This is a genomic window from Enterococcus sp. DIV0421, assembly GCF_051713745.1.
Lineage (GTDB): Bacteria > Bacillota > Bacilli > Lactobacillales > Enterococcaceae > Enterococcus_D > Enterococcus_D casseliflavus.
This window is the reverse complement of sequence record NZ_JBIOQM010000001.1, coordinates 2,235,001-2,247,464: the sequence shown is the minus strand read 5'-3', so window position 1 is coordinate 2,247,464 and position 12,464 is coordinate 2,235,001. Positions and strand designations below refer to the sequence as shown.

The following is a 12,464-nucleotide window of genomic DNA, read 5'->3' as shown; positions in this document are numbered from 1 at the left end:
TCCGCTAATGGAGGCAAAAGGGTTGTTTTATTTTTCTCGCCAAGTAAAGATGGCTTCGCAGTAAGTATCCTCACCGATCTTGATCTCGTGGATCGTTTGCAGCGGCACAGCCCCGCCGGCTTCATCGACTGTCTTCTCATTGATTTGAAAATGGCTTTCGATCAAATGGCCGTAAGCCACTTCCCGATCAAAACGGATCGTCACTTGTGTCACTTCATGTTTTGTTAAAAACTCATAGCCTAAGACGTCCATCAGCCAATTGAAATACATGGCATTGTTGACATGCTGATTGCTATCAATATCGTAGAAACGCACTCGATACGGCAAAAATTGTCCTTGCGTGATAGGGGTGATCTTCGGGTAGCGTTTGATTCGCTTGATTTTTTCACTGCCAAAAGGCGCCACGATCTCATCTGGTACACTGCTGACTTTGCGCGTCTCAGGGTCCATTAACGCAAAAACCGCCTCGATTTTGACCAGTTCCGTTCCGTCTTCTGCCAATAACCAGAAGTAACGGTAGCAGAAAAATTTATTGTATTCTCTCGCCTGGGTCGCCACTTGGATCTGCTCCCCTACGCGCGGCAAACGAGTCACCGTTATGTGATAGCTGGTGATGATCCAGGTCAAGCCATAACTAGCGATGACTTCTGGTCCGCGGTTTAACGCCGCACTTTGTTCTTCTGATGTCTTGATGGCGATGCCTAGCATGGCTGGAAACGTCATCGTTTGGTTGACATCACATTCATAATACGCCACTTCATGCGTGGTTTGATACTTTGCTGCCATAGTTCTAATTGCCTCCTAAAAACGACTCAATATTTCATCGACACTTGGTCCATAGCTTTCGCCAAACTGATTCAAATGGACCAATAAATAATACAATTGATACACTGGCAGTCGCTCTTGCCAATCCTCATCTAATGGATAGACTTCTTGATAGCCTTCCAAAAATTCCTGACGAAAACCACCGAAGAGCTGGGACATCGCAATATCCATTTCTCGATCCCCATAAGCGACTGCTGGATCAAGAAACACTGGTTCTCCTTGCTGATCGAACAGCACATTCCCCCGCCAAAAATCACCGTGTAATAAAGCAGGTGTGACGCTGCGATCACGCCAATTTTCATGCAAAAATTCTTTCAAACGCAGATAAGCAGCTTCCCGTTTGGCATGCCAGCGGTTACCCAGCTTCGCTAATTCGACTTGCACATCCAAACGGCAGACTGTGTAAAAATCAAGCCAATCGGTGGTTTTCGGATTGACTTGCGGCAAAAAGCCGATGTAATTGTCTTCGTAAAACCCAAAAGACTCCTGCGTCTGCTGATGAAGCCGAGCCAAGCTTTGACCTAAGCGTCGCTGCTGTCCTTCCCCACCATCGATCCATTCCATCAATAAAAATGCCCTCTCTTCAGTCTGACCGATATGTTCGATTTTTGGCACCCGCACGAAAGGGGCTAATTCAGCTAAGCCGTTGATCTCTGCTTGAAAGAACACCGATGAAACATGAGGATGAGTTTTTAAAAAATAGCGATTTTCTGCTGTAGTGAAACGATACGTTTGATTGACATCCCCACCACTGATGGGCGTCAGCGAGCCGGTCATCCCGATTGCTGCGAACAATGCTTCCTCCATACGGATCTCCCTTTCTTTACTCAGTCAGTTGGGCATTCAAATACGCTTGCTCTTCTTTCGTCACCCCTAGTCCCTGCAGGAGATACTGATCAACCGAACCGAAATGCTGATCGATCGCAGCCAAGCTTTCATCAAGAAAACTCTCTTTGGCACTCATCAAAACCGTGATCGCCGTTAACAGCTCTTGCGGCAAATGCTGGGTCATTGGGGCAAATTTTTCTTTTAGCATTGGCGCTAAATAGCGATTGGTCGCTAAATAATCTTCTTTGATCGTCGTTGGTGCCACCGCCAACACATGCAGCAATAAAAAGGCGCCAAAGCCTGTGCGATCTTTGCCAGCGGTACAGTGGAACAAGGTTGCACCTTCGCCTTCCGCATTGGCGATCACATGATCAAAAAACTGCCGATATTGTTGGCGGGCATAGTCGCTTTCAACAAAGTGACGGTAGACTTTTTTCATCTGCTCTTCGGCATCTTCCCCATCTTCCAAGCGCTGCTTCAAGCTTTCTGGCGACAAGGAAACCATCGTTTCGTCTTCTTTAAAAATAGGTAAAAAAAGCTGCTTTGCTGTGGCGATTGGTCGATCAGGCTGTGCATTGGCTTCAGCGATAGAGCGAAAATCAATGACCTGATTGACCCCATAGTTTGCCAGTACTGCTTGATCTGAAGCAGTCAATTCATTGATCGCCGCACTGCGGATCAATTTTTTTCGTTTGATCGTCGTGCCGTTTGTCGTTTGATAGCCGCCAAGTTCTCTGACGTTTGCTGCTCGTTCTAGTTGAATCAATTGTGTCATTGCTTATCCCTCCCGCGATGTTCTAGTTAAAAGTATAGCAGAAACTTCGCTATTAAGGGCACTGAAACCTAGATTTTTCTATGAGCTGAGCTTTAACGGACAAAAAAAAAAAAGACCACACGCAGTCTTTCTTTGCTTTCGCTTGTTACAAAACGTTTCTATTCGGCTTCGATCACGGCGGCAGAATCATCTAAGATCGAACGATCCAGTTCGTTGATACGACTGCTGGTCACCATTCCTGCAACCATACTGTCGCTGACATTAACGAGTGTCCGTGCCATATCGATCAATGGTTCAACAGAAATAACTAAGCCTACGATGGCGATCGGCAAGTTCATTGAGCCTAAGACGATCAATGAAGCAAAGGTTGCCCCACCGCCGACACCAGCAACGCCGAATGAGCTGATCGTAACTACTGCAACTAGCAGCAGGATAAACTGCCAATCAAAGACATTGATCCCAACCGTTGGTGCAACGATCGTTGCCAACATCGCTGGATACACACCCGCACAGCCGTTTTGACCAATCGATAACCCAAAGCTGCCTGCAAAGTTAGCCGTGGCTTCATCAACACCTAACGCTTTGGTTTGGGTTTCGATGTTCAATGGCAAGGCTCCCGCACTTGAACGAGAAGTAAAGGCAAAGCTCAAGACTGGAAAGGCCTTTTTGAAATACGTTACTGGATTGACCCGAACAGCGATCAGCAATAATGAATGAACGAGTAAGACCAAAATCAAAGCCGCATAAGAGGCGATGATAAATTTGCCTAAGTTCAAGATGGCTTCAAAATCACTTGAAGCTAATACGTTTGTCATCAATGCCAAAACGCCATAAGGTGTCAGGCGCAAAACTAACGTGACGATACGCATCACGATTTTATATAAGCTGTCCATCAAATTCGCAAAAGTTTCCGCTTCTTTCGGTGATTTACGTTTGACACCAAGAAAGGCGATCCCAACAAAGGCTGAGAAAATCACGACCCCGATCGTACTTGTCGAACGAGTACCCGCAAAGTCGGCGAAGACATTGCTTGGGATGAAGGAAACGATTTGTTGTGGAATCGATAGGTCTTGGACTTGTGTCGAACGTTCCGCTAATTCTGCGATCCGCGCTGTTTCCGTTGCCCCTTCGGTAAAGCTGGCACCGTCAAGACCAAAGACCATGACCATCACGATCCCGATCAAGGCAGCGATCGCCGTTGTCCCTAGCAAAGTCGCAAGAACCGTAAAACTGATCTTCTTGATTTTTTCGCTTTCTTTCATCTTGGTGAAAGCACCAACGATCGAAACGAAGATCAAGGGCATGATCAGCATTTGCAAGAGAGCTACATAGCCGCTACCGACCATCGTGATCCAGTCAAGAGCTTGCGTGACAACGTCAGAGCCTGTCCCAAAAATCAGCTGCAGCACGCCACCAAAAACGATCCCGACGAACAACGCCGCAAAGACCCGCGTAGAAAACTTCACGTGACGTTTTTGCAATAAGTAGAACCCATAAATAAGGGCAGCAAAAAGTAGAACAACAATAATAGTTAACAGATTTGTCATTTGAATCCTCCTTTTGTTCAATAAACATGACAAAGTCTGTCAGAGGAAGTAAAGGTTCCCAGTGACCATTCTTCAACAGTTCACTCTAATGAGACGTGTGGCATCATTAGTGACTATTCCATTTTAAAGAAGTTTGCTTCATCTTACAATAAATAAGTTCCCACTTTTCTGGGATGGTACCGCTTTTTTGTCAGAAAATAAAAAAAGAACCGTTGCCGCAACCCCACACTGTTAGGATTTCTACTTTCCTAACGGTTGGATTGCGGGAACTGGTTCGTTATTTTTTCATTTCGACTTTTTGAAAAATTTCAGAGAATATTCAGGCAATCATTAGAAATTGCTGTCTTACGCTAAAGCACCCATTGGGTCCCAAGGTGCTAAGACTGTTGGTTCTGCTTCAAAGGCAGCCAATTGTTCTGCTGTCAGGAACTCTTTGCGAACCACGATTTGATAGGTGTATTCATCCATCCACGCATCGCTCATAACGAAGAAGCCATTCGTTCCGACTTTTTCACCCCAGCTGTTTTCGACTTTCCATTTGGTTGATTCGCCGTCGATCAAGTCAACGCCAGTCAAGACCATCGCGTGGGTCATTAAGCTTTCGCCAAAATCTAAGCGTTCTGCTTTGGTCATCGTAAAGTCGATGTCAAATAGGTCGTTGATATCATACGCATCTAATGCCATGATCCCAGTATCTCTGGTAGAAGATTGACCGACATCACAACCGAACCACACGGACTCCCCTTGTTCCAATTGAGCGATCGCTAATTTTTTGAAGGTCGGCATATCGACGTTCAAGTATTTGACTTCTTTGCCGCCAACCACGTTGCCTAGCATTTCTACGGTATACGATTGATTGTAAGGCTTGTCGGCAGTTGGTGCGTTGATGATGCTGACATAATCGTCAAGGTCCACCCCGACATATTTTTCATAAAAGCTTTGCGGTGTTAAGTTGCGATCAATGTGATAGTTTTTGTCTTCATCACGGTATTCAAAATCAAAGGTTTCTGGCGGTGTGCCTAAAGAAGTCGCTAAGAAACGATAAATGTCTTCCAACATCGCTTCTTTGGCTGTTTGGATGTCTTCAGCTGTTTTGCCTTCAGCCACTAGCTGACGCAAAGCAACCGCATCTTTACGCAGTTTTTTGTTCAAGTAATTGTTTAGGTCACGAGAATTGGAAGAGTTGCTGCTTTCTGGCATGACCGTTTTTGGTACGACACCATATTTTTGGAAAATCGAAACGATCATGTCCCATTGCCCACCATCTTGTTGTGGTGTTTGCAATAAGAAAGCAACTTTGCGACTTGTTAAAGGCTCGTTAGCAGTTGCTAAAATATTTTCATAGAAATAGTTGGCTTTTTCGTATTTGTCCCAAAAGAAGGTATGGTTTTGCGACAATTCAAATTCTTTTAAATTGAAATCATTCAGCATCTTATGACGGAATGTATTCAATGCGGCAAACATCCAGCAGCGGCCTGATTGTTTTTGGTTTGAGACTTTCCCGGTTGTCACATCAACTGAAAAAACTGGCACATTGTTGACTTTTGCTGACACGTTTTCCGCAGAAGCGGTGATCCCATTTTTCACAACACTCCGTTGTAGTGCCGTTTGTTTATTATTGTCTTGATACGCTTGCGCAAAGGCAGCGGTGGTCTTTTTTGAAATTTCTGACATATTTCTTCATCCTTTCACTTTCCGTTCCTTCCATTTTACGCCTCTGCCTCTCAAATAACAACCGCTCCTAGAAAAATGAAAGGATCATCTTTCTAAGAGCGGTTGCTCGTATCAAGGATTTAAAGAGTTAGCATCAAAAGCAAAAAGCCAAGTAAAACAAAGGATAGTCCTCGTTCAAATCGTGCATAAAGGAAGCGGATCGGGCGACTGGCTAGCAAGATCGTCAGTAAAACACTGGCTAACACCAACGTCACAAAGCCTAATACCGACAGGTTCAAGTCGGTAATCGCTAATGCCCGCAAGCCCTTGATGAAGATCCCCTGTAAAAGATAGACCAGCAGGGTGTTTTTGCCCCACTTCGTAAAAAAGAGGTGCTCTCTAGGCACGAGGCTCAGAAAGCCGATGATCCCCATCAGCCCGATCACGAAAAAGACCGCACGCAAGGGACCGCCGAACAACGGATAGCTCAAGTAATCGTCATAAGGCTTGGAACCAAAAACCATGTACTTGTTCATCCCATGAAAAAACGCGATAAAGGTGTAGATGATCGGTAAGAAAAGCAAACTGATAGTCCGAATCTTTGGTTTCAATAAAAAGCGCATCTCATTTTTGGGAAAATAAAACCCGATGATGAAAAACGGCAAAAAGACAAAGGTCCGCTGCAAGGTCAACACTTGATTTAAAAACGGCACGTAGCCAGCGAAGATGCTCAAGCCGATACTCAGCAAGATCGCCTGCTTTTTGGACATTTTTTGAAAGACCAACAAGGAGAGCTGCCAAAAGAACATGCTAAGCAAAAACCAAAGTGCCCATTGCGGATTCAACAGTTGGATTTTTAACGACTCCCGTAGACCGATCAACCAGTAATAGACGGTGTAAAACACCTGAAAGAAGACATAAGGCAGCAAGAACTTTTTCATCAGCTCACGAAGCTTGTGTCCCTTCGTCAACGGTTTGGCAAAGTACCCAGCCAGAAAAACAAAAGCTGGCATATGGAAAGTGAAGATAAAATAATATAGGTCATGATAAAACTTCTGATCGCCGATAAAAGGCTGTAGTAAGTGACTGAAGACGACCAAGATCATCAGTAAAAATTTTGCATTATCAAAGTAAGCCGTTCTTTGCGATTGGCTCATAAAAGTTCCTCCTCTAAGTTGTATCTGTCAAAGGATACCTGATCCATGAAACAGAACTGTAACAAGCTATTTACTTTTTCCTAACGATTCTTGTTCATTTGATTACCAGTTGCTATTTTGTATACTTTGTATTAATATATATAATACAAAGGAGCTGTCTTCGATGATATTTGATATTCAAACTCAAAGCAACCAACCGATCTACCAGCAGTTGCGGGAACAGATCATTGTCGGTATCGCAAAAGGCGATTTATCCGCTGGCGAATTGCTACCATCCGTCCGTCAATTAGCCGAAGAGATCGGCATCAATACCATGACGATCTCAAAAGCCTACAATTCCCTCAAAGAAGAAGGCTTGTTAGTCACGGATCGCCGTAAAGGAACCGCCGTTGCCGCACCACCACCGTTTACTTCTGGACAAGAAGCGGAGTATCGCCAAAACTTGCAGCTGCAGCTAGCAACCGCTCTCTTACACGGCAAAAGCAAGCAAGCGCTTTTAACGGATGTTCAACAACTGCTGGACCAATTTCCTGAAAGGAATGAATGCAAATGACCTATCTTTTTTTCATTATTGCTCTTGTCCTCTGTGGGACGACCGCATTTGGTTTACGCTTGATCAGTAAACCCCACAAAAATGTTTTACTCGAAAATACCCTTGCCCCTGAGCATCTGGATGATCCTAGCGTCCACAGCTTGATCACAGAATTTCGCAAGCGTATCTTACAAATCGTTGGTATATTTAGTGTAGCAAGTCTCCTTTTTTTGTTCAATTTATCTGACTCCATCATCCTTACCCTGTTCTGGCTTTATATGGCCGCTTTGCTGGGGACAGCTTACCTGGTGCAAGTGCATTACATTGGAAAAATGCGGCAATTGATCCTTGCCAAAGGATGGGAACTACCTATCGATCCGATTCGGATCGATACAAAACTCGTTCAAGCCAAAAATAAACGGATGCTGCCGTGGTATAGCCTCGTTCCTGCGGGGATTTTGTTGATGATCAGTTTGTACCAAGCATGGCAGTTGCCTGATCTTTCTACAGTATACTTGATGGGCGGCGTCTCCTTAGCAATTTTTGCGCTGTTCGTCTATCTCTGGGTGATCATCAGCCGCTTACCCGTTCGCGGAATCAGCGGTGATTCAGCTATCGACCAGCACATCAATGATTTAACAAAGCGCTATTGGTCCTTATTGATCGCTGTCACTTGTACCATTACGCTGCTCTTGTTGACTGTCCCGCTGGCATCCATGTCCGCTACTGGAGCATTCAGTACTATCCTCTTAGTGCTCTTTGTTGTTTTGGTTGTTTTCTTGATCGTCTTTACCTTCTTCTTGTTGCTAGATCTACGTAAAAAACAAGATCAGCTCTTAGAACCAGCAGGACAACCGCGCTATTATGGTGAAGATGCTTACTGGCGATATGGTTTTTACATCAATCCTAATGATGCGCGACTGTTTGTTCCTGACCGTGTTGGGATGAATATCGGCATCAATCTAGGCAAACGTAGCGGACAAATCGTCTCAGATATCACCGCTGTCTTCTTACTTGTATTAATGGTCGGTACCATCATTCCGATGTATCGCTTAGATTTCGCTCCTGATGCGATTACCGGTGAAGTGCAAGGACAAGAAGTCACCTTCGATGCACCAATGACTGGGAAAACAACGGTCTCTTTGGCAGATATAGAGACGGTGGAATTGATCGAAGCTTTGCCATCGCCTCGTGTTCGTACCATGGGTGTAGGAACCGCCAGTTACCAAATTGGTAAATTTACCGTTGCTGGTGATCCTGCCAGAATGTTCGTGGACATAAACTCGACACCTATTTTAAAAGTCACCACCAAAGATGGCCCCACCGTTTTTTACACAAATAAAAAAGCCGCCGAAACGACGGATTTATACGAAGAACTAGTACAGAAGATTTCCTCAGCGGAGTGAGTGTTCTGGAGAAAAACCTGGGGAACCCATTATCCCCAGGCTATCCACAACCAAAAAAACGACCTTCCGAAACGAAGGTCGTTTTTGATACTCCGGCAGTAGGACTCGAACCTACGACATCATGATTAACAGTCATGCGCTACTACCAACTGAGCTATGCCGGAAGAATCTATCTGTACTATACCAAATAGTCAGATAATTTAGCAAGAGCAAAAATCAATTTTTTGTTCCTTTTTTTCAAGAAAATCCCCTTTTAGAAACTTCCCTTCCCGCAAAGTGTTTTTCTCAAGAAATATCCGAAAATCTCATTGACAAAGCAGCGCCTTTACGGTATTCTATATCTTGTGTTAAATAACACGCCGCTTTAGCTCAGTTGGTAGAGCGCATCCATGGTAAGGATGAGGTCGACGGTTCAAGCCCGTCAAGTGGCTTTGGTAGGACAACGTTTGTCGGACGTTGTCTTTTTTTGTGCATCTAATTCCCAAAATATAGCGATAATTTCTGAACTTAATCATTCGTACGCCCCTAATTTCCTGCGATATACAAAAGAAATAAGATCGTAAAACCCAATAGTAGGACCGATACAACTGCTTTCATCATTTTCGCTGTATCTTTAAATTTAAACAAGAGCGTATATAGATTAATAAAGTAAATGATCGACAGGGCTGCTTCTTGCGAATATTCTTTTACTTGGATCAAGCCTAGCCATATAATCAGCAAAAGAATCGAAAAAACAACTAAATAGTTTTCTGCAACACGCTTCATTTCATTCTCCTTTTTTATTGTTTAAAATTGATATAACAAGATTTATTCCAACATCCTCTCAATGTCCCTCATTATTTAAACAAGAATCTGAAATACAAGGTTTAATTCCGCAAGTCAAACTTGAACAATTACCACGGGGTGAAGGTTCAATTCAATTTAACCAATTCATTTCAAATGCCTTCTTTCTATTTAATTATGAAAAGTATAATAGTAGGCAGAAAAATAATTACTATAAAAATAACAAACATGATCATTAAAATTTTAAAAATCTTTTTCATCATTTATTTCTCCTTTCCAACAATATTCGATTGTATTCTGCTGCATTCTGTAAAGTCGATAAATTATCAGCCCCTCTCTCAAATACTTTTCCTACAGCCTTTGCTTATTAAAAGTGTAACAAACTATCTCTTCTAATAGTCAATTTTTATAAATTTAAATAAATTTTTTCTTACAAAACGAACAAAACGGGTTTTCCAATCGGTGCTCACAGCTCAATTTTAGACACATCTTTTTTACCACAAAAAACCCACTCTCCTAAAGCTAAGAGAGCGGTTTTTTCAACTACACTAAATTTTTTAAAAGGATACGCTTTATGCTGAATTAAAAAATAACATACTGTTTCCGTTTAATTTAAATTTTTACTTCACGACCAACACCGTACATTTCGAATGATTGACGACATAATCGGTGGTTGAGCCTACGACAGCTCGGGTCAATGTGCCTTTACCAGTTGCACCGATAATGATCAAATCAATCGGGTACAATTCTGTTGCTGCATGAATGATAAAGCGTTTTGGATCGCCGACTTCAACGATTACCTCAACATCTTCTACCCCATGCTGATTGGCATCATAGATTTTTTTCAACATGTCCGTTTCCACACGCAATTTTTCTTGGTCAAAAATTTTTGCAAAAGCATAGGCACTTGTGGATAACTCAGCATTGTTGATAACAGAGAGGACATACAATTTGGCTTTGTTCATACGACAAATCGCGAGTGCTTCTTGGAACGCTTTTTCTGACTGATCCGACCCATCCAAGGCAACAAGTACATTTTGACAATTACGTAACATCCAAATCGCCTCCTTTTCTTTATTTTACCATAAAAAATGGAAGCGTTACAAAAAAGGACAAGGTCTACTCTTAAGAGACCTAAAACTTCCTTTAAGATTTGTGAAGTTTCTTACTTGTCTCCGTGATTATACAGTAAAATAAAGAGAGGAATGATTCGAGGTGAAAGAAATGCGCTCTTTTTTCCAGGCTGCGGTCACTGTGCTCTTGTACTTAGGGCTTTTCTTGCTGATAATCGGTATTATCGCCTTTTTCTTGCTAAAACTTTAAGCTTGGTTTGTTGAAAAGCAAGTTGCTGTCACATCCCTAAGAGGAGTGATACACTTGGTTTATCAACAATTATCGAAACGAAACAGCTTGCTGCTCACTCGTTTCAAAAAGGAGATCATGCAAAATGGACTTACATATTACCCCTACTGCCGCTGCTCGCTTTCCAGAAGGACACGACTTATATATTTTGACGAGTAATGACGGATCGAACCAATTTTCTTCAGCAGCTGGATGCTGTATGATCGGCGAACGTTTTTTGATCACACCGATCGACGAACCGTTAGACCCATACAATGAGTTAGTCTCAAGCAATCAGTTTACTTTCTTTACATCAACCTATGATCAAATGTTCTTGACTGGTCATCTGATTCTAGATGTTCACCCAACTTCAGGAACTTTGATTTTGAAAAACGAAAGCGGCTATTTGGATACCAATCTTTTATTGGAATCCTCTCCACAGTTGAAACAAACGAATGCGTAACTAAAGAGCTGACAAACGCCTTGTAAGGTGCTTGTCAGCTCTTTTTCTCTATAATGAATCTGGAATCAACGCTAAGAGTTCTTGTGTCTCAGCGACTAAAGCGATCGCACCAGCATCAAGCAATTCTTCTTTTGACCCAAAACCATATAAAACGCCGATTGCCGGTAACTGGTTTTCTTTTGCCCCTAAAATATCATGCTCACGGTCGCCGATCATGATGGTTTGCTGCGCTTTTTGCTCCTTTTCGATCTCAGTTAACGCGTAGCGGATAACGGCCGCTTTTTCCCCACGTTTATTCTCGAGATCCGCCCCATAGATTCCTTTGAAATAGCCATCATACTTGAGATGGGTCAGGATCTCTTTTGCAAAAACTTCTGGTTTCGACGTAGCGATATACAAATCGTGATCCTGCGCCAGCTCCTGCAATGTTTCTTCGATCAACGGATATGGTTGGACTTGAAACATACCCGCTTGACGATAATTTTCCCGGTAGAAGGCAACGGCTTGCTGGGCAGCAGCTTCATCGAAGCCCAAGCCACGGAAGGATTCAATCAAAGGCGGCCCCACAAAGCTCCGCAGTACGTCTTGCGCTAATTGCTCTTTTCCCATTTTTTCCATCGCATATTGAATCGATCCATAGATTCCTTCACTCGAATCAATGATCGTTCCATCTAAATCAAAAAGTACTTTCTTTCTCACGCCATCGTCTCCTTTTCTAATAGTATAGAAAAAAACAGCAGGACAAGCAACACTTCTTCCTTTTCGTTCTGATCTCATCTAAATAAAAAAGACGCTGCCCCATCAAAGGCAACGTCTTTGTTTTTGTCATTTTATGTAAAAAAAAAGATAGCAGATGCTATCAAGCAACTCCGGCAGTAGGACTCGAACCTACGACATCATGATTAACAGTCATGCGCTACTACCAACTGAGCTATGCCGGAAAAATTGAAATGCGTGGCGACGTCCTACTCTCACAAAGGGAAACCCTTCACTACAATCGGCGCTAAGAAGCTTAACTTCTGTGTTCGGCATGGTTACAGGTGTATCCTTCTTGCTATCGCCACCACACTATTCAATTGAGTAAGTTTTGCTCACTCAAAACTGGATCGAAGAAATCAAAACTCTACGAGTTTACGTGCTTTTTTCTTTTTGGT

The 12,464-nt window shown here is 43.0% G+C and carries 12 protein-coding genes, 3 tRNA genes and 2 rRNA genes (1 of these 17 running past the window's edge); 4 read left to right on the top strand and 13 right to left on the bottom strand.

Translation table 11 applies throughout. From position 1 onward, the window contains the following. Positions 1–27 precede the first annotated feature (27 nt). The 6 genes from IGI96_RS10795 to IGI96_RS10770 all read right to left on the bottom strand — a co-directional run bounded on the left by IGI96_RS10795 (position 28) and on the right by IGI96_RS10770 (position 6,785). Complete coding sequence (locus IGI96_RS10795; protein WP_086339170.1) at positions 28–786, bottom strand: acyl-ACP thioesterase domain-containing protein; 759 nt, start codon at positions 784–786, stop codon at positions 28–30. 15 nt (positions 787–801) lie between these two features. Then, positions 802–1,632 carry a fructosamine kinase family protein gene (locus tag IGI96_RS10790; RefSeq protein ID WP_086339169.1) on the bottom strand — a complete coding sequence of 277 codons (831 nt, stop codon included), beginning with the start codon at positions 1,630–1,632 and terminating at the stop codon, positions 802–804. 16 nt (positions 1,633–1,648) lie between these two features. Further along, a complete protein-coding gene (locus tag IGI96_RS10785) occupies positions 1,649–2,428 on the bottom strand; it encodes a tyrosine-protein phosphatase (RefSeq protein WP_010747448.1) in 780 nt (259 codons plus the stop codon). 158 nt (positions 2,429–2,586) lie between these two features. Then, on the bottom strand, positions 2,587–3,975 hold the full coding sequence (locus tag IGI96_RS10780) for an L-cystine transporter (protein ID WP_010747447.1): 1,389 nt from the start codon (positions 3,973–3,975) through the stop codon (positions 2,587–2,589). A 345-nt stretch (positions 3,976–4,320) separates the two neighbouring features. Continuing rightward, positions 4,321–5,649 carry an aminopeptidase C gene (locus tag IGI96_RS10775; protein ID WP_005225135.1) on the bottom strand — a complete coding sequence of 443 codons (1,329 nt, stop codon included), beginning with the start codon at positions 5,647–5,649 and terminating at the stop codon, positions 4,321–4,323. Positions 5,650–5,768: 119 nt separating this feature from the next. Further along, on the bottom strand, positions 5,769–6,785 hold the full coding sequence (locus IGI96_RS10770) for an acyltransferase family protein (protein ID WP_086339168.1): 1,017 nt from the start codon (positions 6,783–6,785) through the stop codon (positions 5,769–5,771). Positions 6,786–6,948: 163 nt separating this feature from the next. Here IGI96_RS10770 and IGI96_RS10765 point away from each other — a divergent pair, with 163 nt between their 5' ends. Together IGI96_RS10765 and IGI96_RS10760 are read left to right on the top strand one after the other, a co-directional pair. Next, positions 6,949–7,338 carry a GntR family transcriptional regulator gene (locus IGI96_RS10765; RefSeq protein WP_005225133.1) on the top strand — a complete coding sequence of 130 codons (390 nt, stop codon included), beginning with the start codon at positions 6,949–6,951 and terminating at the stop codon, positions 7,336–7,338. Further along, a complete protein-coding gene (locus tag IGI96_RS10760; RefSeq protein ID WP_438785109.1) occupies positions 7,335–8,723 on the top strand; it encodes a hypothetical protein in 1,389 nt (462 codons plus the stop codon). The genes IGI96_RS10765 and IGI96_RS10760 overlap by 4 nt, the downstream gene beginning before the upstream one ends. Positions 8,724–8,813: 90 nt before the next feature. Here the strand turns inward: IGI96_RS10760 and IGI96_RS10755 are convergent. Next, a tRNA-Asn gene (locus tag IGI96_RS10755) sits at positions 8,814–8,887 on the bottom strand. A gap of 194 nt (positions 8,888–9,081) precedes the next feature. Here IGI96_RS10755 and IGI96_RS10750 point away from each other — a divergent pair. Next, positions 9,082–9,154 (top strand) — tRNA-Thr (locus IGI96_RS10750). A 94-nt stretch (positions 9,155–9,248) separates the two neighbouring features. Here the strand turns inward: IGI96_RS10750 and IGI96_RS10745 are convergent. Together IGI96_RS10745 and IGI96_RS10740 are read right to left on the bottom strand one after the other, a co-directional pair. Next, positions 9,249–9,488, bottom strand: coding sequence for a hypothetical protein (locus tag IGI96_RS10745; protein WP_086339166.1), 240 nt, complete (start codon positions 9,486–9,488; stop codon positions 9,249–9,251). 638 nt (positions 9,489–10,126) lie between these two features. After that, the gene (locus tag IGI96_RS10740) at positions 10,127–10,561 is read right to left on the bottom strand and encodes a universal stress protein (RefSeq protein WP_005225130.1); all 435 of its coding nucleotides are present in this window, start codon (positions 10,559–10,561) and stop codon (positions 10,127–10,129) included. Between the two features lie 392 nt (positions 10,562–10,953). On the opposite strand from IGI96_RS10740, the gene IGI96_RS10735 reads away from it, so the two are divergent. After that, positions 10,954–11,310, top strand: coding sequence for an iron-sulfur cluster biosynthesis family protein (locus tag IGI96_RS10735; RefSeq protein ID WP_015509034.1), 357 nt, complete (start codon positions 10,954–10,956; stop codon positions 11,308–11,310). A 48-nt stretch (positions 11,311–11,358) separates the two neighbouring features. On the opposite strand, the gene IGI96_RS10730 is transcribed toward IGI96_RS10735, so the two are convergent. The 4 genes from IGI96_RS10730 to IGI96_RS10715 all read right to left on the bottom strand — a co-directional run. After that, a complete protein-coding gene (locus IGI96_RS10730) occupies positions 11,359–12,009 on the bottom strand; it encodes an HAD hydrolase-like protein (protein ID WP_086339165.1) in 651 nt (216 codons plus the stop codon). 168 nt (positions 12,010–12,177) lie between these two features. Beyond that, a tRNA-Asn gene (locus tag IGI96_RS10725) sits at positions 12,178–12,251 on the bottom strand. Between the two features lie 11 nt (positions 12,252–12,262). After that, a 5S ribosomal RNA gene (gene rrf, locus IGI96_RS10720) occupies positions 12,263–12,378 on the bottom strand. An 81-nt stretch (positions 12,379–12,459) separates the two neighbouring features. Beyond that, positions 12,460–12,464 (bottom strand): 23S ribosomal RNA (locus tag IGI96_RS10715) (it continues 2,910 nt past the right edge of the window).